At 48.2% G+C, this 24,103-nt stretch carries 23 protein-coding genes, 1 tRNA gene and 1 pseudogene; 8 read left to right on the top strand and 17 right to left on the bottom strand.

Annotated elements, in window-relative coordinates; genetic code table 11:
* Window positions 1-100: 100 nt before the first annotated feature.
* The 6 genes from ACZ5DR_RS08430 to ACZ5DR_RS08405 all read right to left on the bottom strand — a co-directional run bounded on the left by ACZ5DR_RS08430 (window position 101) and on the right by ACZ5DR_RS08405 (window position 5,349).
* Entirely contained in the window at window positions 101-1,771 is a 1,671-nt protein-coding gene (locus ACZ5DR_RS08430) for a flagellar hook-basal body complex protein (RefSeq protein WP_377368619.1), read from the bottom strand.
* A 13-nt stretch (window positions 1,772-1,784) separates the two neighbouring features.
* Window positions 1,785-2,498 carry a flagellar hook assembly protein FlgD gene (locus tag ACZ5DR_RS08425; RefSeq protein WP_377368621.1) on the bottom strand — a complete coding sequence of 238 codons (714 nt, stop codon included), beginning with the start codon at window positions 2,496-2,498 and terminating at the stop codon, window positions 1,785-1,787.
* Between the two features lie 11 nt (window positions 2,499-2,509).
* Window positions 2,510-2,962, bottom strand: coding sequence for a flagellar basal body rod protein FlgC (gene flgC, locus ACZ5DR_RS08420; RefSeq protein WP_377368623.1), 453 nt, complete (start codon window positions 2,960-2,962; stop codon window positions 2,510-2,512).
* Window positions 2,963-2,964: 2 nt separating this feature from the next.
* Entirely contained in the window at window positions 2,965-3,363 is a 399-nt protein-coding gene (gene flgB, locus ACZ5DR_RS08415) for a flagellar basal body rod protein FlgB (protein WP_377368625.1), read from the bottom strand.
* Window positions 3,364-3,546: 183 nt separating this feature from the next.
* Entirely contained in the window at window positions 3,547-4,380 is an 834-nt protein-coding gene (locus tag ACZ5DR_RS08410; RefSeq protein WP_377368627.1) for a CheR family methyltransferase, read from the bottom strand.
* Window positions 4,381-4,416: 36 nt separating this feature from the next.
* The gene (locus ACZ5DR_RS08405) at window positions 4,417-5,349 is read right to left on the bottom strand and encodes a chemotaxis protein CheV (protein WP_377368629.1); all 933 of its coding nucleotides are present in this window, start codon (window positions 5,347-5,349) and stop codon (window positions 4,417-4,419) included.
* 127 nt (window positions 5,350-5,476) lie between these two features.
* Between ACZ5DR_RS08405 and flgA the strand changes: the two genes are divergently transcribed.
* From flgA to ACZ5DR_RS08385, 4 genes are all read left to right on the top strand, one after another.
* The gene (gene flgA / locus ACZ5DR_RS08400) at window positions 5,477-6,169 is read left to right on the top strand and encodes a flagellar basal body P-ring formation chaperone FlgA (RefSeq protein WP_377368631.1); all 693 of its coding nucleotides are present in this window, start codon (window positions 5,477-5,479) and stop codon (window positions 6,167-6,169) included.
* A gap of 110 nt (window positions 6,170-6,279) precedes the next feature.
* The gene (gene flgM / locus ACZ5DR_RS08395; protein WP_377368633.1) at window positions 6,280-6,597 is read left to right on the top strand and encodes a flagellar biosynthesis anti-sigma factor FlgM; all 318 of its coding nucleotides are present in this window, start codon (window positions 6,280-6,282) and stop codon (window positions 6,595-6,597) included.
* Window positions 6,598-6,615: 18 nt separating this feature from the next.
* A complete protein-coding gene (locus ACZ5DR_RS08390) occupies window positions 6,616-7,092 on the top strand; it encodes a flagella synthesis protein FlgN (protein ID WP_377368635.1) in 477 nt (158 codons plus the stop codon).
* A gap of 83 nt (window positions 7,093-7,175) precedes the next feature.
* Window positions 7,176-7,251, top strand: a tRNA-Arg gene (locus ACZ5DR_RS08385).
* 118 nt (window positions 7,252-7,369) lie between these two features.
* On the opposite strand, the gene ACZ5DR_RS08380 is transcribed toward ACZ5DR_RS08385, so the two are convergent.
* From ACZ5DR_RS08380 to ACZ5DR_RS08340, 9 genes and pseudogenes are all read right to left on the bottom strand, one after another.
* Window positions 7,370-8,677: a methyl-accepting chemotaxis protein gene (locus ACZ5DR_RS08380; RefSeq protein WP_377368637.1), complete on the bottom strand. Its 1,308-nt coding sequence runs from the start codon at window positions 8,675-8,677 to the stop codon at window positions 7,370-7,372.
* A gap of 141 nt (window positions 8,678-8,818) precedes the next feature.
* Complete coding sequence (locus ACZ5DR_RS08375) at window positions 8,819-9,745, bottom strand: LysR family transcriptional regulator (RefSeq protein WP_377368639.1); 927 nt, start codon at window positions 9,743-9,745, stop codon at window positions 8,819-8,821.
* Window positions 9,736-10,752 (bottom strand): ABC transporter ATP-binding protein, encoded by a 1,017-nt coding sequence (locus tag ACZ5DR_RS08370; protein WP_377368641.1) that lies wholly within the window; start codon window positions 10,750-10,752, stop codon window positions 9,736-9,738. The genes ACZ5DR_RS08375 and ACZ5DR_RS08370 overlap by 10 nt, the downstream gene beginning before the upstream one ends.
* Entirely contained in the window at window positions 10,745-11,779 is a 1,035-nt protein-coding gene (locus ACZ5DR_RS08365) for an ABC transporter ATP-binding protein (RefSeq protein ID WP_377368643.1), read from the bottom strand. Before ACZ5DR_RS08365 ends, ACZ5DR_RS08370 begins: the two co-directional genes overlap by 8 nt.
* 2 nt (window positions 11,780-11,781) lie before the next feature.
* Window positions 11,782-12,723, bottom strand: coding sequence for an ABC transporter permease (locus ACZ5DR_RS08360; RefSeq protein ID WP_377368645.1), 942 nt, complete (start codon window positions 12,721-12,723; stop codon window positions 11,782-11,784).
* Window positions 12,720-13,701: pseudogene (locus tag ACZ5DR_RS08355) on the bottom strand (ABC transporter permease). Before ACZ5DR_RS08355 ends, ACZ5DR_RS08360 begins: the two are co-directional and overlap by 4 nt.
* Before the next feature lie 53 nt (window positions 13,702-13,754).
* Window positions 13,755-14,729, bottom strand: a complete 975-nt coding sequence (locus ACZ5DR_RS08350; RefSeq protein ID WP_464543900.1) for an ABC transporter substrate-binding protein — start codon at window positions 14,727-14,729, stop codon at window positions 13,755-13,757.
* On the bottom strand, window positions 14,686-15,054 hold the full coding sequence (locus tag ACZ5DR_RS08345) for an ABC transporter permease (protein ID WP_377368651.1): 369 nt from the start codon (window positions 15,052-15,054) through the stop codon (window positions 14,686-14,688). Before ACZ5DR_RS08345 ends, ACZ5DR_RS08350 begins: the two co-directional genes overlap by 44 nt.
* A gap of 121 nt (window positions 15,055-15,175) precedes the next feature.
* Window positions 15,176-16,774, bottom strand: a complete 1,599-nt coding sequence (locus ACZ5DR_RS08340) for an ABC transporter substrate-binding protein (RefSeq protein ID WP_377368653.1) — start codon at window positions 16,772-16,774, stop codon at window positions 15,176-15,178.
* 566 nt (window positions 16,775-17,340) lie between these two features.
* On the opposite strand from ACZ5DR_RS08340, the gene ACZ5DR_RS08335 reads away from it, so the two are divergent.
* A complete protein-coding gene (locus tag ACZ5DR_RS08335; RefSeq protein ID WP_377368655.1) occupies window positions 17,341-17,724 on the top strand; it encodes a c-type cytochrome in 384 nt (127 codons plus the stop codon).
* A 72-nt stretch (window positions 17,725-17,796) separates the two neighbouring features.
* Here the strand turns inward: ACZ5DR_RS08335 and rep are convergent, their stop codons facing one another.
* Window positions 17,797-19,845, bottom strand: a complete 2,049-nt coding sequence (gene rep / locus ACZ5DR_RS08330; RefSeq protein ID WP_452600462.1) for a DNA helicase Rep — start codon at window positions 19,843-19,845, stop codon at window positions 17,797-17,799.
* Window positions 19,846-19,998: 153 nt separating this feature from the next.
* Entirely contained in the window at window positions 19,999-20,940 is a 942-nt protein-coding gene (locus ACZ5DR_RS08325) for a bile acid:sodium symporter family protein (RefSeq protein ID WP_377368657.1), read from the bottom strand.
* 296 nt (window positions 20,941-21,236) lie between these two features.
* Between ACZ5DR_RS08325 and ACZ5DR_RS08320 the strand changes: the two genes are divergently transcribed.
* The 3 genes from ACZ5DR_RS08320 to fecD are packed head-to-tail and all read left to right on the top strand — an operon-like array spanning window position 21,237 to window position 24,102.
* A complete protein-coding gene (locus ACZ5DR_RS08320) occupies window positions 21,237-22,136 on the top strand; it encodes a Fe(3+) dicitrate ABC transporter substrate-binding protein (protein ID WP_377368659.1) in 900 nt (299 codons plus the stop codon).
* 8 nt (window positions 22,137-22,144) lie between these two features.
* A complete protein-coding gene (locus ACZ5DR_RS08315) occupies window positions 22,145-23,146 on the top strand; it encodes an iron chelate uptake ABC transporter family permease subunit (RefSeq protein ID WP_377368661.1) in 1,002 nt (333 codons plus the stop codon).
* Window positions 23,143-24,102, top strand: a complete 960-nt coding sequence (gene fecD, locus ACZ5DR_RS08310; RefSeq protein WP_377368663.1) for a Fe(3+) dicitrate ABC transporter permease subunit FecD — start codon at window positions 23,143-23,145, stop codon at window positions 24,100-24,102. Before ACZ5DR_RS08315 ends, fecD begins: the two co-directional genes overlap by 4 nt.
* The last annotated feature ends 1 nt before the right edge of the window (window position 24,103 follow it).

The following is a 24,103-nucleotide window of genomic DNA, read 5'->3' as shown; positions in this document are numbered from 1 at the left end:
TAACCTTTCTATAAACAAATAGCGTGCCAACTTCAAACCACACAGCAAACACAAAAAAGCCCAGCATAAGCTGGGCTTTTAAATCCAATATTTTTAGCGATTAACGAAGGTTAATAATCGTCTGTGTCACGGTATTCTCGGTCTCTAGCGTCTTACTGTTAGCCTGATAGTTACGCTGAGCCTCAATCAAGGCCACCAGCTCTTCCGTCAAGTCTACGTTCGATTCCTCTAACGCGCCCCCTTGAATACTGCCAAAGGTCCCCGTATTCGGCTTGCCGACATTTGCCGCTCCAGAGTCAGAGCTTGCCACCCACGCCGTATCACCTGCTGGCGTTAAACCATCCACGTTATCAAAAGCAGCTAGAGCGATTTGCCCAAGTACTGCCGTTTGTTGGTTAGTGTAGCTGGCAATCAAGAAACCATTGTCATCAAAACTCACACCCTGCAACTCACCTGCCGCAAAACCATTTTGACTAAAGGTATCCGAGCTTGTCAGGGCGTACTGAGTAGAAGCCCCCAAGTCAATTTCCAGCTCTGCAAACGCATCGGTTGGATCCCATCCAGTAATACTCAATTGGGTTGGGTTTGCTACCGCGTATGGAGAGTAACCCACATAAGTACCAGAGATGTTACCTTCAGAATCAAAGGTCACATTGGTATCTTCTTCTAGGAATGGATCGCCATTAGCGTTAGTGGTCTCTCCATCAACCGTAATCTTAATTTCCCAAGTATTATCTTCACCTTGCTTGATAAAGTAGTAACCAATGGTATGGGACTCACCCAGAGCATCGTAAACTGTATTCGTGTTACCGTAGGTGTAGGTCTCAGGATCCGTTGGATCAAAGTCACGACGCGCATAGCTTGCTGGAGTCGTTAAGGTACCATTTACCGATGGGTCCAATGTTAAGGCCACGGTATCACCATCTTCGTCCACACCATTGATCGCCAAGTTAACAAAAGTACTTAGGTCACCCACATCAGGCTCAGTAGTGCCTGAATAAATGGCTTCGTAACTGCCACTACCGTTTGTTGTACCTGCTTCATCATCGAAGGTCACAAAGTAGTCAGATAACCAATCATTACCCGCCGCATCTGTGGTATCACCATCAACGGTTGCGTATACCTGGTAAGTATTTGGCGACTCAGATTTCGCATAGTACAAGGTCACCACATGCTGATCACCCGCCGTATCTGTCACATTCTGAGTTTGAGTGTAGGTGTAAGTATCTGGATCAGATGGATCAAACGTAGAAGAAACATACGCAGGAATGTCATCCGCTTCAGAGTTCAAGTTAGTTTCAATGGTCAATTCACTGGTGGCCTCAGGTGCAATACGCTCTGTTGGCACCACAAGGTTTTCTAAGAAACCACCAATCACGCCATTGACAGCGTTATACCCCTGAACATAGGCGCCGTCATTAGTGACCAAGTAACCTTCTTCATCCAGTTTAAAGTCACCTGCACGGGTGTAAGCCTGGGTGCCGCCCACATCTAGGACGAAGAAACCTGTGCCATCAATGGCCAAATCTAGGTTGTTATCTGTGTAAGCAATGTTACCGGAAGAAAACTCTTGAGCGATGTTATTCACGCTCACACCACTACCAATAGTGTTACTACTACCAGCGCCAATGACACTCGTGTTGTACAAGTCACCAAACTCGATACGAGATTTCTTGAAGCCAGTGGTGTCAGAGTTTGCAATGTTATTACCGGTCGTGCTGAGGAAATCAGCTGACGCTTTGATACCAGAAAGTGCTGTATTAAAACCCATAATTATTCCCTCGTTAACCTAAAATCTCTAGCTCGTCAGTGAGAGCCAGCTTGCCATAATCTGCAACGTTTAACGTCGTGCCATCTTCACCGTTAATGGTCACCCCATTAATGCGTGCTGGAATCTGTGTCGTCAGCTGTGTCACCTCACCATCACTGTTGGTAGAGGTTGCTATGAAGGTATAAGTACCATCATCCACCACATTGCCCTCAGCGTCTGTGCCATCCCAAACGTACTCTTCATCCGTAAGAGACACCGAATCCACCAACTCACCAGAACTATTATAGATCTTCAGCGTATTGGAGACAGAATCATCCGTGAAAGACGTTTTAACGTAAGTTGAGCTACCATCCACCACAGATGCAGTTTCCTGGTCAACGTACACATAAGAGCCCACCAAAGTAGAAGCCGTAAGCGCCTGACTGGAAATCAAAGACTCAGACATACTCGACATCTGTGCCGCCATACTGGTCAACTGTTCCAGTGAGCTAAACTGAGCCATTTGAGACACCATATCACCGGTTTCCTGAGGTGACGTTGGGTCTTGGTTTTTCAACTGTTCAATATACAGCTGCAAGAAGACATCCTGATCCGCTAACGCAGACGAACTGTCCGTTAGACCGGATGTGGTTGTATCCTCTGAAACGCCTGCCTTCGCCTTGGCACTGTCTGTACCATATTGCGAAATCAGACTCGATAAAGCGGAATTAGAAGAAACGTCTGACATAACCTACCTCCTTAGGATTGGCCTAAGGTCAACATTTTCTGCATCATGCTTTTTGCAGAATTCATGATTTCAACGTTGGTTTGGAAAGAGCGCGATGCAGACATCATATCCGCCATTTCTTCCACCGGATTCACATTTGGATAGAACACATAACCTTCTTCGTTAGCCATCGGACTATCAGGCTCATAGCGCGGTTGAAGCGGCGCATCAGACTCGATAATACCGGCTACCTGAACGCCCATACCGGATGCATTTTCCATAACACCGCCTTGGGCATTCCAGCCACGTTCACGCATCTCTTGGGTCAGCATCTGCTCAAACACAGGCTTGCGGGCACGATAGGTCTGGTCAACTGAACTCGCCACACTGTCAGCGTTAGCGATGTTACTGGCCACCGTATTTAGGCGAACCGTTTGGGCACTCATCGCAGAACCAGAAATGGCAAAAATATTACTTAAAGACATTATTATTGACCTCCGGTAAGCGCTTTCTTCATGCCGCTGATTTTTCTATCCAAAAACATAAAACTTGTATCAAATTGCAACGAGTTCTGGGCAAATTCCGCTTGCTCACGCTGCATATCCACCGTATTACCATCAAGAGACGGCTGACTTGGATTGCGGTAAAGCATCTCATCACTGCCTGTTGAAAAAGAACTGCTCGCAGCAATGTGCTGATCATCATCACCTGACAATTCCAATCTGCTACGCTCTGCTTCCAACATGGAATCAAACGTGATGTCACGAGCTTTGTAGTGGGGCGTATCTGCGTTGGCGATGTTATTTGCTAACACGGAAGCACGAGCACTGCGAAACAGTAGCGTCTTATCGTGTCCAGCAAATGCGTCGTTAAAAGAGATAGCCATGAAATCCTCGTTGGTAAAATTTGATTACTTACAACTTGTTTAGCAAGATAAGTGCCAAATATAAATTCCTTATTTTTCAGTAACTTGAAAAATAAGCTACCCTTAAGCGGCAAGAGGCGGCAAACAAAAAACGGCAACCCGAAAATCGAGTTGCCGTTTTAGCATAGCCTAAATTAAGAAATGTTATTTAGCCCGGTAAACGATACCCGGATGACATTGAACAATATCAAACAAAGAAGACATACCGCTCAATGCCTCTGACCCCCCAAGGAATAAAAACCCTCCAGGATTCAAACTGGCATGCATACGCTTCAAGATATCGGCCTTAGTTTCGGCAGTAAAATAGATCAGTACATTGCGACAGAAAATGATGTCGAACTTTCCCAATGAGCTGAACGAATCAATCAAATTCAGATAACGGAACTCTACCCGAGAAGCCACCGCAGGTTTCACTTTCCAAGTACTTTCAGACAGCTTCTCAAAATAGCGATTTTGCTTATCAGGGCTCAACCCTCGAGCAATGGCCAAACTGTCGTACTCACCTTGTTTTGCGTGCATCAAAATATTAGTACAAATGTCCGTAGCGACAATACGCTCCCCTGCTTTCAAAGCACTGGGTTTCATTTGCTTATATTCATCCAACACCATACTAATTGAGTAAGGTTCTTGGCCAGTAGAAGACGCTGCAGACCAGATACGTACAGGGCGCTGAGAGAACTCAGGCAACACCACATCCTTCAAAATCTTGAATGGATGCGTATCACGAAACCACAAGGTCTCGTTGGTCGTCATGGCGTTAATCACTTCTTCCCGAAGCTTCGCCGAACGCCCACCACGCTCCAATGCATCCACCAACATTTCAATTTTAGTGAATTTCTCACGCTCCAGTAGCTTACCTAAGCGACTGGCCACCAAATACTGCTTATTTTCGCTTAATGAAATACCGCTCTCTTTCTGCAAGTATTTGCGAAATCGATCGTACCCGCCGGGAGAAATCGTATTCGTACTGCTCTGCATCCAGACTCCTTAGTGCACAAGCAAATTCAACTAAACTTAAGCTTCAGCCTGTGCTTCAACCGTTTCGATTGCAATACGTGCAAGTTCATCCGGCTGGAACTTCGCCAAGAAACCATCTGCACCAACCTTCTTAACCATTGCTTCGTTAAACACACCACTCAAAGAGGTATGCAGCAAGATAAACAAGTCTTGCAGACGACTGTCATTACGGATAGCAGTGGTCAAAGTGTAGCCATCCATTTCCGGCATCTCGATATCAGAAATGACCATGGAAAACTCACGGGTAATATCCACACCATCAGCGACCATGCCTTGCAAATAATCCAAGGCTTCTTTGCCATCACACAACACCGTTGTAGCAAAGCCTACATCTTCCATACAACGCTTGATCTGCTTACGAGCCACAGAGGAATCGTCTACAATCAAGATATGATGGTTCTGGGCGTTAGTTTGAACATCATCCGTTACGATACCCGCAGTGATGTTTTGACGAGTCGGAGCCACCTCAGAAAGGATCTGCTCTACATCGATGATTTCAACCATCTCTTTGTCTACCTGACATACGGCAGTCAAATAGTTGTCATTGGATAAGCCTTTTGGTGGCGGCTGAATATCGCTCCAATTCATGTTAACGATACGCTCTACACCACGGACCAAAAACCCTTGAATGCGGCGGTTGTATTCCGTAATGATGACAAAGCAGTGCTCAATGTTCTCAATAGGGCTCGCTCCCGTCGCCAACCCCAAATCCAAAATAGGAATCGTGCCACCACGAATGTGAGCAACCCCGCGTACGACTGGACTACTGTGTGGCATAGTGGTCAGCTTGGGACATTGCAGAACTTCTTTTACCTTGAAAACGTTGATACCGTAAATCTGCTTGCCGTTCAGTCGGAATAGCAATAGCTCAAGACGGTTCTCTCCAACGAGTTGAGTACGCTGATTTACACTCTCGAGAACTCCGGCCATACACGCCTCCTCAAATTATGCGCTCTATTAAAAGGGAGAAACCCTATTGTTATGAAAATCTCTCTCCAAATGATAGAGTGATTTTTGTTTTTTTACTAACCCAAGTCCACATCTCTGGAGATTTACGATGGGTCGAGTCAAGCTTTTGACCATCTTACTCTTTTTTATTTCTACTGGGAGTCATGCGTCACAAATAGAAACGCAAATCCAACACTTCATCAAAAACGAAGAATACCCGCGCCTACAATCCATTTATCCGGACGCTCGCATCAGCATTGAACTACAAAACCAAGTGGCTTTAAATTACCTACCTGATTGCTCACCGGAGCAAATCACCATAGAAAATCAACGTCCAGAAGCCACCCGTAGAACCACCTACGCCATCAGCTGCGAGGAACCTTTCTGGAAGTCTTACGTACCGGTGGAGCAACATATCTTCATTCAAGGCATTAAAGCCATCACCCCCATCTCCCGTGGAGAGCGCATCACTAAAAGTAACACAGATATAGGCGAAATCGACTTATCCACTTTGCGAGGTCACCTATATACCGACACTAACCCGCCCTACGGCCTGATTGCCTCACGCAACATTCGTATCAATAGCTTCATCACCGACCAACTTACTGACAAGCCAAACTTAGTAAAAAAAGGCAGTAGCGTGCTCATAACCGCTAAAAGTGGCGGCATTATTGTGAAAATGAATGGCACCGCGTTAGAAGATGGCGTACAAGGCCAACAAATACGTGTAGAAAACACCAGTTCTGGTCGAATTGTGTACGGAAAAGTTGTCAGCGACAGCGAGGTTTTAGTAAACTATTGATCGTATAAGCGACTTGCTCAATTCAGTTAAAAAACTCGAACTTTTTATTAAAGTTTTGCTGTGCTTAACCGATAACTGGGTTAGCGGACTAATTTCTGGAGGCAAGCAACATGGCAATTAACTTAAATGGAGTCGGTACTCAACCGTCTCTAACCACCAAAAACGAACGAGTTTCCAAAGACGAAGCGAACGCTTCTTCTAATGCGTCTACTTCATCTGTAGACAGCAAAGAAACCCTAGCGGAAGACACAGTGCAACTTAGCAGTGTGGCTCAATCTCTGCAATCTAAAGGATCTGACTCCGAGAGTTCAGCCATCGACATGGACAAAGTAGAGCAAATCAAACAAGCCATTGCTGCAGGCGAGTACAAAATCGATACTGAGAAGCTTGCTGGCAACATGATGTCTATGGACGCCCTGTTTAGCTAATATTAGCGACTGGCCCCCATGATCCCGCTTGCCCCGCTGTTTGTACAAATGAAAGAAAGCCTCGAGCAACTGCTTGAGGTTTTGTCACGTGAGCGCTCCGCCCTTGCAACCGCCACAGCAGATGACATCCTGCAACTTGCCGCAGAAAAAAAATCCCTACTCGACACCATCGAATCCGCTAACCAAAAACGCGCTAAAATGCTAATCAAATTCGGTGTGGTAGAAGCCAAAGCTCCAGACTTTGTCTTCAAAGATTGGCTGGCCCAACAACCCGCCACCATGGACGACGTCAAACAAATGGCCGACGCCTGCAACGAGCTTCTTGAGCAATGTAAAAAAGAAAACTTCACTAACGCCCGCATACTCAGCACCCTGCAAAAGCGCAATAAAGTGATGTTTGAAACACTCCAAGGCCACAGCCGCAAAAACAAAGTCTACACCGCCAGCGGCAACACACGCCCAGTGAGTAGCAAGCACACCTTAGGCCGCGCTTAACAAACCCATAACTGCTTATAAATCAGCCACATATCTAGCTTATCTTGGCGACACCAAGAGAATTCAGTATACTAGCCGCCAGTGTCTCCATAGGTAAACGGGATATACCTGCCGCCTCCTAAGCGGCTATTCCAGGTTCGAGTCCTGGTGGAGACGCCACAGTTTTTTAAAGCCGCTTCGACGAGCGGCTTATTTATTTCTCGCAAGCACCGTCAGCATTTGCAATAAGACACTACTCAAAGAGAGCTTCAGACCGCTTAAACCATAAAATTAAAGATTAGGATGGTTTCATGGCCTCTACCATTTGTACGAACTGCTCAACTCCTTGACGCACTTCTTCAAGACCATTGGAAACATTGTTGATGCTTTCTTGCCCGTGCATAGCAATCCCTGACACGGATGCCAGCTCTTGGTCTATGTTATTGATCAATTCATGGTTGCGCTCCACAACCCGAGAGATCTCAGCAGTTGCCTCTGCCGTGTTGCTGGCAAGCTTACGGACTTCGTCCGCCACAACCGAGAAGCCCCGCCCAGCGTCACCCGCACGAGCCGCTTCAATGGCCGCATTAAGCGCCAGCAAATTCGTCTGATCCGCAATCGAATGAATGGTCACCACCATGTCAGAAATACTTTTCGACTGTTCTTTTAACTCTTCTCCAATCTCGGATGCATGTCCTACTTGAGCCGCAATTCGGTGAGAGGTATTAACAGCCTCATTGAGTACCTGTACTGCGTTAGTGGTGATTTGACTGGTTTGTTCTGATGTCGCTGCGGCCATATCAACCGCCGTCATAGCAATGCTCACTCGAGACGTGATGTCAGAGGCAAATTTGATGATTTTATAGACCTTACCCGTCTCATCTAAAATGGGATTATAAGTGGCCTCCAGCCAAATCACCTTGCCATCACTGTTTACCCGTTTAAAACGTCCAGACGAAAGCTTGCCATCTGCCAATGACTCCCAAAACCTTGGGTTCTCTTTATAAAAAGCATCGTCACAAAACATACGGTGGTGTTTGCCAACCACATCCGATTGACTGTATCCCATAACGGCAAGGAAGTTTTGATTAGCATTAATAACAGTGCCATCCGGCAGAAACTCAATCACCGCTTGGGAGCGGTCTAACGCATCTAGAATGGCATCCTTAGACTCAAGGTTTCGTTGTCTGGCGGTCACATCATGACAAATCTTAATGACCTCAAACACCGCCCCTTGTTCATCTTTAACAGGAAAGTAAGCCGCCTCTAGGATCAACAAAGTGCCATCCTTCTTAACCCGAGTAAAGGTATCTCTAAAGGAATGCCCTTGAGCAAGATCGGCCCAAAATTCACTATAAGCTTCTGACTTAACCAAGGACTCTTGGCAAAAGATTCGATGGTGCTGACCAACCACCTCTTCTAAAGCATACCCCACCGTTTCTAAAAACAGCTTATTTGCTTCGAGGATCACACCGTTTGGATCAAATCGTATGAAAGCGGCATTGGACTTAATCGCATCCAACTCGCTTTTCAGCTTAAATAGCGCATGCTCGCTATCGGTTTTTTGTTGTTGTGTTGATGTCTGTATACGTGAACCAAAAAACATCTTACCCCCTCAGGCTATTCCGCGATTTGACGTCCATGAATCACTTTAATGAGCATAGAGTATGGGTCACATTCCTGCACAACATTAGGTAGAGAGCTGTTATTTTTGGTTGTTTTTTGTACCTACGCTTCTTGTTATCAATTAACGCCGCAAATGCTCATCCTGCATTTTTTGCCAGAACTGTTGTAAATTTGGGTTGGCGTTGTGACGTGCTCGGTAGAGGCGGATTTCTAGGGGAACATTCCAGTTCACTTCTCCCGCTAAGGCAAGGCTGCCGAAGCTGAGGGAGTCATTCACCAGTCGCTTAGGCAGCCAGCCAATCCCAAAGCCTTCTTTCACCATGGCTTTGATGCTGGCCGCATGGATATTGCTGGTCAAGATCTGTAGCTGAGGAACGTCATGCTGGCGTTGTAAATGGTGCTGCACCGCTGGTGCAAGGAAGGTGGCATCGTCGTAAGCGATGTACGGAATAGGCTGCTTGCGGGTGCCGGGCAGTTCAAACAGAGGCTGCTGTTGCTCGTTGGTGGCAACACAGGGCACTAGGATCTCACGATCAATGGTAACGTACTCAAAATGCTCTTCGTCCAGTTCGTTTAAAAAGCCAATGGCTGGATGCCAAAAGCACAGCATCAGGTCACTCTCTGTACCGGTCATGGCATTGATAAAGTCAGCCCCTGCCCAAGCGCTGGATTTCATGTTCACATCAATGCTGATGCCCAAGCGCTGGCACAGTGGCTCCACAAAATCCCGATAATAGCCGAGGAACAATGACTGGGTCGTGATGAAGCGAATCTGGGATTGCTCCTGCTCTTTGATTTCCAAGCAACGAGCTTTGGCATCTCTAAGTTGACGGGTGATCATCTCCGCACTTTGCAAAAAGATCTCTCCCGCCGGAGTCAGTGACAAAGGCAAGGTGTTGCGGTCGATCAGGGTGACCTTCATCTCTTCTTCGAGCAGCTTTATTCGGCGACTAAAAGTAGGCTGAGTGACATTTTGTTCGTCTGCCGCACGGGAGAAATGGCGCGTTTTGGCCAAGGCGATGAAGTCTTCTAACCATCTTATTTCCATGGTCGCCCCTCCTCTACCGCATGGCAAGCCACGGAGCTGCCATCTGGTTGCAACTGCAACACAGGAATCTGCTCATAACAGCGTTGATTCGCTAACGGGCAACGGGCGCAGAAGCTACAACCCATAGGTTTCTCAAGGGGCGTTGGGACTTCACCAGTCAAGTGAATGGGCTCAATGGATAAATCATCTAACCGCGGAATAGAGGACAATAGCGCTCGTGTGTAAGGGTGCTTAGGGGCCTGGAACAAGGCTTCACGGCTTGCCACTTCACAGATTCGGCCAAGGTACATAACCGCCACTCGGGTGGCAAAATGCTCCACCACTGCCAAGTCGTGGGTGATGAACACATAGGTCAGGCCAAACTCTTGCTGCTTGTCCATCATCAAGTTCAACACTTGTGCTTGTACGGACACGTCCAACGCCGCCAAGGGTTCATCTGCCACGATCAGTTCGGGCTCTACCGATAAGGCTCTGGCAATGGAAATACGCTGGCGCTGACCACCGGAGAATTCGTGTGGATAGCGGTCTTCTGCCTCTTGGCTTAACCCAACCGAGGTCAGGAGCTCAGCAATAAAATCGTCCGTCTGCTGGCGAGAAAATCCCTTATGGTGCAGTGTGATGGCTTCACTCAAAATCTGATAAACAGTCATGCGCGGATTCAAAGACGCATAGGGATTTTGAAACACCATCTGCATCTTTTTACGAAACGGCATACGCTCCTTGTCTGTGAGCATATCCGTACGGTAACCCCCGTAGTAAAGCTCCCCAGCGGTGGGTTTCTCAAGCCCTACCAAGGCCCGAGCCAAGGTGGATTTGCCGCAGCCTGTTTCACCAACAATACAGAGGGTCTCACCTCGTTCAACGGTCAAAGACACGCCATTGAGAGCAAACACACTGTGCTGTTTTTTGGCACGGCGGTTACGGCGCAACCATCGAGGCAACAGCCACTCAGAACGGGCGTGAAAGACTTTTTCCAAACTGCGGATTTCGATAAGAGGGTTACTCACCGTTCACCTCTCTTGCAAGCCAATCACTGTCCGGCTCGTTCGAGTCTAAGGCTTCAAACTCTGCCAGCATGTCTTCGATCACATAGCAGGCCACCGTGGACACACCGCTGTACACAAAGCCTGGCGCTTGGGCACGGCACTTTTCCGTAGCATAAGGACAGCGAGGGTGAAATGCACAACCCGTTGGGTGTTCACTCAGGGAAGGCATATTACCCTGAATCTGATTCAGGCGTTGCCCCGGCAGAGCCATCTGGGGCAATGCATTTAGTAAGCCTTGGGTATAGGGATGCTGAGGATCGTTAATGATCTCAAGGGTGGGCCCTTGCTCCACGATTCGTCCGGCGTACATCACAGCGGTACGCTCAGCAATGCGCGACACCACACCAAAGTCATGGGTGATGATAATCAGCGCCACACCGTATTCCTCACAGATCTGCTTGAGCAACTGCAAGATCTCCGCCTGAATGGTCACGTCCAAGGCGGTAGTAGGTTCATCGGCGATAATGATTTCAGGGTTAAGCAACAACACAATGGCAATGATCACCCGCTGACGCATGCCCCCAGACAATTCGTGTGGGTATTGATCAAAGCGTTGGCTGGGGGCAGAGATTCGCACATGACTAAGCTTTTCAATGGCGAGCTTTTTCGCATCCCCATAGCCAATGCGCGTATGACTGCGAATCGCTTCCACCATCTGATCCCCCACTGTTAGCACTGGATTTAAGGTGATCATGGGGTCCTGAAAAATCATGGCAATCTTTTTACCACGCACCTCTTGCCATTGCTTAGAGCTGAGGCTGGTAAGTTCGCGCCCATGAAATTTGATTGAGCCAGAGTCGATATAACCGGGCTTGCTTAGCAAGTTCACTAAGGAATAGCCCAAGATGGATTTACCCGCCCCTGACTCCCCAACAATGGCCAAACGCTCACCGCGACTTAAACTAAAACTCACATCCATGAGAGCATCTAAATCCCCGTGGCGCTGCTTAAACTTCACATTTAAATGATTGACGGTTAGTAAGCTCATCCCTAGCCCCTCGTCGTCTGCGGATTGAGGTGATCCCGTAACCAATCACCCAACAAATTCATTACAAATATCAATAAAATCAGCGTAATACTTGGGAACACTGAAATCCACCAAGCCCCTGAAAACAGATAGTTAAAACCAGAGGAAATCAAGGCTCCCAAAGACGGCTGGGTCGGCGGCATCCCTAACCCTAGGAAAGACAAAGCGGCTTCCGCAACGATGGCGTTGGCGATCTGAATGGTCAAAATCACCAAAATGGGCGATACGGTATTTGGCAAAATATGGCGAAACATAATGCGTAGCTTGCTGACCCCCATGACTCGGGCAGCGTCCACATATTCTTTCTCTTTTTCCGCCAAGACACAGGCTCGAATCGTGCGGGCAAAAATCGGCCATTCGGCGATGCCCAACACCAAAATCAGCATCAACATAGCCAGTTGCTGATACGCGGCATTGCCAAACATAGCCTGAAAAACCGCCAACACCACAATGGCCACCATCATGGTGGAGAAGGATAATTGAATGTCCGCACAGCGCATCAAGAAGGTGTCTAATCGCCCGCCAATATAGCCAGATAAAAGGCCAATACATACCCCCAAAAACACCTGAATCAAGACCGCACAAACACCAATCGTCAACGACAAACGGGTGCCATAGAGAATCACAGAGACCAAATCTCGCCCTTGGGTATCCGTGCCCAACAAGAAGCGACTGTCGCCTCCCTGCCAATAAGGTGGCAGCTCGGCATTCATCAAATCCAAAAAGCCTGTACTGGTCACATCATAGGGAGACAACAAAGGTGCCAGCAGCGCTACCAGGCAATAGAAGGTAAAAATAAGCAGGGCAAACAGCGCAAGCTTATCCCCTCGAATCGCACTGAGAATATGACGCAAACGGGTAGGATTCACTTGGGTGATCACTGGTGGACGGTGCAATAAACTCATGAGCTGTACCCCGGAATACGCACCCTAGGATTCACCATGGAATACACCACATCCACCAAGGTATTAGTAACCACAAAGATCAACCCCACCACGATGAGATAAGCAGAAATCAAAGGCGCATCCACTCGCGTTACCGCATCCATAAACAAAAAACCCATCCCCGGCCATTGGAAAATACTCTCCGTTAAAATGGTATAAGCCACCAAGGTGCCGGCTTGGATGCCCCCCCACCGTGATGACCGGCAACATGGTATTTTTCAACGCATGGATAAAATAAATCCGCGGGGCAGAAATGCCCTTCGCCCAAGCAAAGCGAATGTAGTCACTTTGCAGCACGTCGATCATCTCTGCACGAATCAAGCGAATGAAAATCGGCGTCATGACAAATGCCAATGACAAACTCGGAAGTAGCAAATGCAGCAGACCATCTTTGTTAAACAAACCTGATTGCCAAAAGCCAAATATCAAGGTGGTTTCCCCGCGTCCAAAGCTGGGCAACAAGCGCCACTCAATGGCAAAAAAATACATCAAAAACACGGCCACGATAAAAATCGGGATCGACAAGCCCAAAGTACTAAACAAAAGCACCCCACGGGCCATGATATGTTTTGGCTTGATGGCGGCAAACACCCCCAAGGGAGTCGCAATCAGAGTCACTAACAACAGGGCACAAAAAGAAAGCTCAAGGGTCGCAGGTAGGCGATTGCCAATCACCGACAAGGTGGATTCTTTATAGTAATAAGACGTTCCTAAATCCCCCTGCAGAGCATTACCTAAAAATCGGGTGTACTGCACCAGCATAGGATCGTTTAAACCCAACTCTTCCCGGAGTTGATCTCGTTCTTCCACGGACACCGAGGTCCCTACCATTTGACGCACAGGATCACCGAGCTTCCCTTGAATCAAGAAGCTCGCAAAACTAATGGTCAATAACACAAGAATCGCCTGTATCAAACGGCGAAACACAAAGCTCAGCATTCAGTCGCTCTACCTAGAAACGTCTCGACGTCCTGTCGAAGATGTTTAATCCTTTACTCAATGTACAAATCCCCCCAATAAGGGAAATTTAAGAAGTTTACCACGCTGGACAGCTCAATATTGCTTCGCGCCGCCCAAATAATGGGTTGCCAAAACAAAGGGATAACCGCGGCCTGTTCATAGGCTTTCATTTCAATCTGACGCAATTCTCGCACTCGGCGCTCAGGGTTCATTTCCCGATTGGCACTGCGAATATCGCTGTCGATTACGTCATTACAATAGTTGCTGGCATTGTAAGCCCCAAAACCGGTTTTAGGGTCAGCACAGGCCAACACAAACTCATAAATGTTATTAGAATCAAAGGTATCCGACTGCCAACCTAACATCATGATGTCCGCCGCTCGCTGATCATACAGTTGGAAATACTGGGCTTTCGGGAAGGTTTTTAAATCCACCTTGATATTAATCTTTTCCAACATGGCCGCCGCCGCTTGGGCTACTTTCTCATCCCCCATGTAGCGATTGTTCGGAGCCATCATGGAAACGCGGAAACCATCTTCGTAGCCTGCGGCTTTCATCAGGGCTTTGGCTTCCGCCAAGTCGTACTCAGGCTGAATGGCATCAACATGCCCCAAAAAGGTCTCGGCACTGAGCTGAGCGGCGGCTTCTCCGTACCCTCGAAGGATTTTCTCAACGATTAAAGACTGATTGATCGCAAGATTCATAGCTCGACGTACGCGCACGTCTTTAAATTCAGGACGACGCAGCTCATTCATCTGCAACATGACAATGCGGGTGCCCGACATATGGAACACATCCACGTCAGGGGTACGCTTAACCCGCTCTAAATCAATCGGAGCCACCGGTGAAATAATATCCACATCCCCCGTAAGCAAGGCCGCTAAACGGGTGGAATCAGAACGAATCGGGATCAGCTCTAATCGTTCAACATTGCCGTTTGACGCCTGATCCCAATAGTGAGGATTACGCACCATCAATGCCTGCGGGAAGGCCGACCAAGATTGCAAAGATTGCCGCACAGATGGCCAGCTCAACCGTTGCAGGGAATAGGGTAAGGAATTCGCTCAATACAGGCTCTTTGGTGACCAGAGAATTACCTAAATCACCCTGTAGAACGCCGCCTACATAGCGGAAATATTGCACATATAAAGGCTGATCAAAGCCCAGTTGAGCACTTAGCTCAGCGTGTCGCTCAGCGCTGACACCACGCTCCCCCGCCATCACCTCAATCGGGTCACCTGGGATCAGTCGAATCAGAGTGAACGTTAGTAGTGTGATACCAATAAAGGTCGGAATCACTAAACTTAATCGTCGAAATATAAATTGAAACATAGAAGACTAGCTCTTGTGTTTTGTAATGAACGGCACAGTCCTTTTGAGCCTGCCCGATCAGCAAATCCCCCATCTACTTCCACGCAGATGAGGGATTTGGATGAGCACTAAGTGCTGGGTATTACTTATCTAGCGTTACGTTGTAGAAGTAGTGACCACCAAGAGGATCAATCTTGTAGCCTTTGACTTCTTTACGAATCGGTTCGTAAACAACGGAGTGCGCAACGGTAATCCAAGGCGCTTCACGCTTGAATACTTGCTGAGCTTCTTCGTAGTACTTAGTTCGCTCTGCTTTGTCAGACGTCGCTTTCGCATCTAACAATAGGTTGTTGAACTCTTCGTTACACCACTGGGCACGGTTAGAACCACCTACGCCGTCACAGCCAAGCAATACGTACATGAAGTTGTCTGGGTCACCGTTGTCACCGGTCCAACCTAGCAATACGGTATCGTGCTCGCCTTTCTTAGAACGGTTTAGGTACTCACCCCACTCGTAAGAAACGATCTCTGCATCCACACCCACTTTTTTCCAATCTTCTTGGATGATCTCAGCCATACGGCGAGCATTCGGGTTGTAAGGACGCTGAACTGGCATAGCCCAGATGTTGGTTTTAAAACCGTCCTCGTAGCCCGCTTCTTTCAGCAAAGCTTTCGCTTTCACTGGGTCATAGGCGTAGTCTTTTACGTCGTTGTTGTAAGACCACATAGTCGGTGGAATCGGGTTTTTCGCAACTTTACCAGCACCTTGGAACACAGCATCAATGATGGCGCTCTTGTTAGTCGCTAGGTTCAAGGCTTGGCGAACTTTCGTGTTAGTGAAAGGTTCTTTTTCAGTATTGAACGCTAGGTAACCGACGTTCAAACCTTCTTGGTTCATCAAGTTGATGTCGCTGTCCGCTTCCATCTGCTGAAGATCCGCAGGGTTCGGGTACGGCATCACGTGACACTCGCCCGCTTTCAATTTCGCGTAACGAACAGAAGCATCCGGCGTGATAGAGAACACTAGACGGTCAATGCCTGCTTTGCCTTTCCAGTAATCTTCAAACGCTGTGTAGCGGATCAAAGAGTCTTTTTGGTACTGAACTTTTTGGAACGGACCAGTACCCACTGGGTTAATGTCTAGTTGCTCAGGCGTGCCTTTCTTCATTAAGTAGTCTGCTTGTTCTGCAGAGAAGATAGACGCAAAGTCCATCGCCAAGTTAGCGATAAATGGCGCTTCAGGCTTAGTCAGAACAAACTTCACTGTGTAGTCGTCAACTTTCACGATGTCTTTGATCAAGTCGCCCATACCCATACCGTTGAAGTATTCGTAAGAGCCGCCAGACACAGTGTGGTACGGATGGTTGTCATCCCACTGACGAGCGAAAGTGAAGATCACGTCATCAGCATTGAAGTCACGTGTTGGTTTGAATTCCTTGGTGCTGTGAAATTTTACGCCTTTGCGTAAATGGAAAGTGTACTCAAGGCCGTCAGCGGATACTTCATAGCTCTCTGCCAAACCAGGTTCCGTTTCAGTGGTTCCTAGCTTGAACTCAACCAAGCGGTTGAACATGTTTTTAGAGCTGGCATCAAACGTAGTACCAGAGGTGTAGAACGCTGGGTTAAAGCCTTCTGGGCTACCTTCTGAACAGTACACAAGCGTAGAAGCTGCGTGTGCAGAAGTGGAAATAGCGCCAGCTGCCATCAGGGCAAGAGGTAAAGCGGCTAACCGTTTTTTCATGTTAACTCTCCATTTAGCATAATTATGATCGTGCGAGGCACGAGAGAATTCTGGGCAGCCACCACACTGTCAAAGCTTGAGCTAAAGCAAATGTCGTTGGCTGAAATCGATTTGTTCTTTGTGAATTTGTATATGGGAGAAAAAGCTGTGTGATTTAAAAAGCGGCCTCGTTCAAACGCTCACTTGAACGAGGCGGCCTTCCCTCTTCCTTGAGGCCCCCTTAGCGCTTTCACAAACTGCGTAAACAGTTTGCAAAAACAGCGTATTCGAAGAGTACTCAACCGCTTAAAAATGACCAATCGAAATAACGATATACCCTATACGCATCACGTATAGAGAATTTGAATGGAATTAAAAACCAATAAAAATCAATCGGTTAAAATTAAAGAATTGAAATATTTGGATGTTTTTTTTGATAGAGCATTTCATGAGGTGACCATGAATAGCCTTGCACAATGCCCAAACAGATGCGTCGAGAACAAGAGATCACCTTATCTAAAGGCTGCGTGGTAACATATCTCTAGTCAGAAAAACTCAATCAAAAGCCTTGAGCCGAGGAAATGAATGTGAAGCCATTATCCCTATTTTTGCGACGCAACTTGTTAGTATTAAGCATCACAGGCCTTATGGGGCTGACTACGGCTACCGGGGCAACCTACGACCAGAACACGCTAGAGTCTCCCTCCATCACAATTACCAACAGTGCACCACGGTCCGGAGAAGCTATCTACAATCAAGTCTGCACCATGTGTCACTCTATTGGTGTGGCTGGGGCACCTAAATTTGGCAATGCAGGAGATTGGGCACCACGCAGTGCAAAAGGCTATGATGAACTGTTAGCGAGCGCCCTCAGAGGCTTAAATGCTATGCCGCCACGGGGCACCTGCAGTCAATGCAGTGATGAGGAAATATTGAATGCCATCAAGTATATGGTGGAGCATTCCAAGTAATAGTACTTAGGAAGAGCCTTGAGGTAATTTAAGTGCATATAACAAAATGGAGGCCTTTGCCTCCATTTTTAATCAGTCATTAAGCATGGCTTTGAGGGCAGACAGTGACGCCTTGCCTCGTTCTTTCTTTTGAGTATCAGACTCATCCGAGCGCCCTTCCCAGACCAAATCTTCCTCCGGCAATTCATCTAGAAAGCGACTGGGCAAGCAATCAATTTCTTCACCAAACTGACGACGCTTAGCCGCCATGGTGATGCAGAGGGTTTTCTTTGCTCGGGTAATGCCCACGTAGGCTAAACGACGCTCTTCTTCAATGTCGTCGTTCTCAATGCTGTTTCGGTGAGGCAATAGCTCCTCTTCACAGCCAATCAGGAATACATGGGGGTATTCCAGACCTTTAGAGGCATGCAAGGTCAGTAACTGCACCTTGTCTTCGTCTTCTTCCTCTTCTTGGCGCTCCAGCATGTCGATCAGCAGCAGCTTAGAAATGGCGTGATCAAGTCCCGCGTCTTCGTCTTCTTCCCAAGCGGCTTCCATCATTCGTTGGATAGATTCAATCAAGAAACGGACGTTTTCGATGCGGCGCTCAGCAGCTTTAGGGGAGCTAGCCTGCTCCTGAAGCCAGCCGAAGTAATCCATATCATGGATCATTTGCTCGATCACTGGGATCGGAGAGCCTTTCGTCAAGCGCTCCCGAAGGTTGCTTAGCCAGCGCTCAAATTCTTGAATGCTACGTAATGGCTTGCCATTGACGCTTTCTTCCAAGGCTTTGTAGCCCGCCGCTTCAAAAAGGCTGATGCCATACTCGGTGGCAAGATTACCGACTTTTTCAAGGGTTGCAGGACCTATGTCTCGACGGGGCAAATTCACCACCCGCAAAAAGGCATTGTCATCGGTCGGGTTCACTAATAAGCGCAAATAGCCCATTAGGTCTTTGATTTCGGCACGGGAGAAAAACGAGGTGCCACCGTTCATTTTATAAGGAATACGGTAGGCCTGAAGCTTAATCTCTAGCAATCGGGCCTGGTGATTACCGCGATATAAAATAGCGAAATCTTTGTAAGGAATGTTGTAACGCAAATGGCGGGATTGAATCTCCGCCGCTACCCGCTCGGATTCCGCATCTTCGTTACGGGTCACCATGACACGAATCGGATCGCCCACCTCGTGGTCACTCCACAGGGCCTTATCGTAAACGTGGGGGTTATTGGCGATTAGGGTGTTAGCAGACTTCAAAATCGTTTTTGTGGAACGATAGTTTTGCTCCAGCTTCACCAGCTTTAAATTCGGGTATTCCACCGACAATCGATCTAGGTTTTCTGGGCGTGCCCCTCGCCAAGCATAGATGGATTGGTCATCATCCCCTACCAAGGTAAAACAACGACGAAAGCCCGCCAACAGGCGAATCAACTCGTACTGACAGGCGTTGGTGTCTTGGCACTCATCCACTAACAGATAGCGAATCTTCTTTTGCCATTTGTCCCGCAAGGCTTCATCGGAAATCAGCAAGCTCACTGGCAATAAAATCAGATCGTCAAAATCCACCGCATTGTAAGCGCGAATATAGCGTTGGTATTGGCCATACACCTGAGCGGCGAGCTGCAACTCTTCCGTGTCTGCATTGGTCATGGCCTCATTGGGGGGAATCAGATCATTTTTCCAATTGGAAATAGAGTGCTGGCAAAAGCCCGCGGCATCCATTTGTCCGTTGAATTCTTTATCGAGAATGTCTTTGACAAGAGTTAAGGCATCCTGTGCGTCAAACAAGGTAAAGCCTTCTTTCAGCCCTGCTTTGCGATACTCCTTCCGTAGAATATTCAGCCCAAGGGTGTGAAAGGTGGAAATGCTCAAACCACGGCTTTCTTCTTTACTCAGCATACTGACCACCCGCTCTTTCATTTCACGGGCAGCTTTATTAGTAAAGGTCACAGCAACGATGCTGTTTGCTTTGAAACCACAGGTTTGGATCAAATAGGCAATCTTGGTGGTGATTACACTGGTCTTACCCGACCCCGCACCAGCCAACACCAACAATGGACCGTCGATCTGCTTGACCGCCTCAAGCTGACGCTCATTGAGGTTGCGCATGCGTTGAGCAATGGAAGGAAGAGGCTGACTCATAAACACCACGATATTGGAAAGATTAGGCGGTCATTCTACACCACTCAGGTGGTGGCGTTCGAGATACTATCGCTGAGTTCAGGGCAAATAAAAAACGGGCAGCTTGTGGCGGCCCGTTTTTCTGAGGTTGCTATTGCAACATTCTGGGTCTGGCTAGTTGGTTAACTCAGCCGCCGCAGGCGCGTCATCAGACGCCTTTAAAGGCTTTTTACTCCAGTAACTCGCAATCAAGGAACCGGAAATATTGTGCCAAACACTGAAGATAGAACCCGGCAAGGCTGCCCCTGGGGTGAAGAATTGAATCGCCAAGGCAGAAGCCAAACCAGAGTTTTGTAAACCCACTTCAAAGGCAATCGTGCGACAAACCTTCTTATCGAAGCCCATCCAGCTAGTAACAAAGTAACCCAGCATTAAGCCGATACCGTTATGCAGAATCACCGCAGCCGCCACCAGAGCACCAACCGTTGCAATCTTGCCTGCACTCAATGCCACGACAATGGCAATGATCAACACAATGGCAAACATAGAGATGTACGGCAGGATAAACTCGGCCTTGCGCACGGCGTTGTGAGCAACCGTATTAATCAGTACACCAATAGCCACAGGGATAAAGACGATTTTAACCAAGCTCATTAGCATAGAAGCAACGGGTACATCTACCGAAGTACCTATCATCACAGACACCAATAAAGGTGTTAGCACAACACCCAGTAACGTAGAAATGGCCGTCATGGAAATAGACAGGGCCGTATCACCTTTGGCTAGGTAACACATAACATTTGACGAAGTACCGCCAGCCACACTGCCGACCAGTAACATACCAACCGTTAGCTCGCTATCGAAGCCAAACGCCATGGCGATAAAAAACGCAGTGATTGGCATCACTAAAAATTGCAGCAAGACGCCGACAGCGACTGCTTTGCCATTTTTGCCTACACGCTTGAAGTCTTTTGGACTCAAGGTTAGACCCATTGCCAACATAATGGCCATCAGCAAAGGCAGGATGTAGCCTTTTAAACCGACAAAGAATTCAGGTTGAAGTAACGCGAGGACAGACAACAAAACTGCCCAAACAGGGAAAAGCTGAATGATCATTTGGGGGGCTCCCGATCGTTTATTATTAGAGTTTCAGCTGGGAATACCCACTTTCATCTAAGCGGGTTCGCAGCGCCGCTAGTTTACAGTCTGTAACAATAAGCTGGCAGTTTCCATACAACTCCTTCCCCATTTATTCCTAGATTGAGAGAGCCGACCTCAGGTTTCATCCCCACTATCCGCCTCTATCTCAAGCACCGGTGAGTTTTGAAACTAAGTTTTGTTTTAAATATTATTTGATAAGCATTATCATTATCTTTTAAATAAACTAGCACGTTAAATAAGAGACTCACTCCATGGCAGTACCCTTCTTATCACGCTTTCTCTTGGCTTTTGCATTAGTGTTGGCTTGTGCCACCTCTGCGCAAGCCGTTACGGTTCAAGACAGTAAAGGCAGCTTCACCATTGACTACGAGCCAAAGCGCATTGTCGTGTTAGAGTTTTCCTTTGCCGATGCCCTTGCTGCTGTGGGCGTCGCACCGATTGGCATCGCCGATGACAAAGACAAAAGTCGCGTACTGACTGCCGTGCGTGATGTGGTCGGTGACTGGGAATCCGTGGGAACACGCTCCCAGCCGAGCCTAGAAGTGATTGCGTCGTTAAAACCAGACCTAATCATCGCTGACATTGCCCGCCACGAAGCGGTCTATGACGATCTGCAAAAGATCGCGCCAACGTTGATTTTGCCTTCCCGTAGAGAAACCTACTCAGACAACCTAAAAGCGGCCGCCATCATTGGTAAAGCCATTGGCAAAGAGCCAGAAATGACAGCGCGTCTTGCTCAGCACAAACAAACCATGGCAGAGATTGCCAAGCAACTTCCTGCAAATGCCAACGTTCAATTTGGTGTGGCCCGGGCCGATGCGTTGTTTCTACATACCCATGATTCTTACGCAGGGGGAGTGATTGCAGCCCTTGGCATGCAAACCCCTGATTCAGGCCGTGATGATACGGCCTATCGTCAGACCAGTTTAGAGCAACTGGTCGCCATCAACCCAGAGTACTTCATTGTTGGCAACTACACTGACCCAAGCATTGTGGATCTATGGGAAGACGAGCCCCTTTGGAGCATTCTGCGTGCTGTCAGTAACCACCATGTCTACCAAGTAAACCCTAATGTTTGGTCCCGTTGTCGAGGCATTATGGCCGCAGAGCAAATCGCCAATGACCTATTACAGATTCTAGGGAAACAATAAGCCCGACAATGCTCACCTCTTTCAAATCCTTCAGCCTAGTCACAGCCTTGTGTCTAGGCCTTTTGCTCATTAGCTGGTCAAACCTGTTTGCCTGGTCGGTTGTGCCTGTGAGCGGCTTGGACGTATGGCATGCCTTTGTTGCTTTTGATAGCCAAACGGTGGCTCATCGAATTGTCATGGATTTGCGTCTCCCCCGGTTATTAACCGGTTTGTTAGTGGGGGCTTGCTTAGCCGCCGCTGGCACCATTATGCAAGGGCTTACCCGCAACCCACTGGCTGCTCCATCTGTATTAGGTGTCAACGCTGGGGCGGCTCTGGGGATGGCCTTGGTCTCCACCTTACCTTTTTTGTACGGAGCATTAAGTACTTCCATTGCCGCTATGATCGGCGGCGGCATTGCTTGGCTGTTGGTGATGTTACTCGGTAGTGCCTGGCGCATCGGCGGCAATGAACACGGTCGCTTAGTGTTAGCTGGGGTCGCCATCTCAGCCCTGTGCGCAGCGCTTACTAAGGCGGTGGTCATTATGGAAGAGGACCAAGCGGCGGGGGTCATGACTTGGCTTGCGGGGAGTCTAGCCGATGCTCGCTGGCAGACCTGGGGAACCTTTTGGCCCTTTGCTGCGCTTGGGCTGTTAGGAGCCTTGCTGCTCACGCCAGCCTTAAACCTACTTCAATTAGGAGAAGATAACGCTCGCAACTTGGGGGTGCACCTTCTACGAAGCAAGTTACTTGGCAGCTTTTTGGTACTGGTGCTGGTGGGGGCTTCTATCAGTGCTGTAGGCAGTATTGGCTTTGTCGGTTTGATCGTACCCCACATAGCCCGTTTGTTAGTGGGCCAGGATTTTCGCCGTTTTTTACCCGTTGCCATGATACTTGGAGCCGGTTTAGTGACCTTGGCGGATACTTTAAGTCGCGGGGTGGGCTATCCGATGGAAACCCCTGCTGGGGCAATTCTCGCTCTAATTGGCGCCCCCTTCTTTATTTACTTGGTTCGAAAACGCACCCTATGAATGCTCAACGATTCTTCCCCCTGGCTGTTTTATTGTTGCTTCTGCTTTGCGTTGCCAACCTAGTGTTTGGCGCCGTCCCCCTCTCTTTGGCACAAGTATGGCAAGGGTTGTTTGCAGGCTCTGAGCAACATTTCACGGTTTTTGAATATCGCTTGCCACGGATCTTTCTCGCGATCTTAGTGGGAGCAGGATTGGCCTTATCTGGGGCTCTGGTACAGGGGGTGATTCGCAATCCATTGGCCTCTCCCGATGTATTAGGGGTCAGCCATGGGGCGGGGCTTGCTGCGGTATTCTATATGACCTTTTTTAGCCAAGCCTCCACACGCTGGTTGCCCGAAGTGGCACTGGTAGGCGGTTTGCTAGCAGCCTTGGTACTCTGGTGGCTGTGCGGCAAGCGCAGTAGCGCGATCAAACTGGCTATTACGGGGGTGGCTCTCGCGGCCTTCTGGGCCAGCTGTATAGACTTCTTAATGCTTACCAAGCCCCTTGAAATCAACAACGCTCTACTCTGGTTAACAGGCAGTTTATGGGGGCGGGGTTGGTCGCAGCTACACGCTCTATTGCCATGGTTTGTACTGGTTCCACTCGCTTTGGGGTTAAGTAAATACTTGAACTTATTAGACCTTGGAGATGACAGCGCCACCAGTCTTGGTGTCTCACCACAAGTATTACGTTTGTGTGCCCTTGCCATTGCCGTGGCACTCACCGCGGCCTGCGTCTCGATTTGTGGTCCGATTGGCTTCTTAGGACTGGTCGCCCCCCATTTAACCCGCAAGTTAGTGGGCGGCCGACATCAGCCCCTACTACCTGCCACCATGCTCACGGGAGCTTGTTTGTTATTGGCAGCGGATTTAGCAGCCCGCACTCTTGATCCCCCTATTGAACTGCCCGCTGGCATATTAACCGCCATCATTGGCGCTCCGTATTTCCTATGGCTCCTGATGAGGATGAAATAAT

This window comes from Marinomonas vaga (assembly GCF_055388305.1).
Note: the sequence above shows the minus strand (reverse complement) of the source record. Positions and strands in the feature narration are given on the sequence as shown.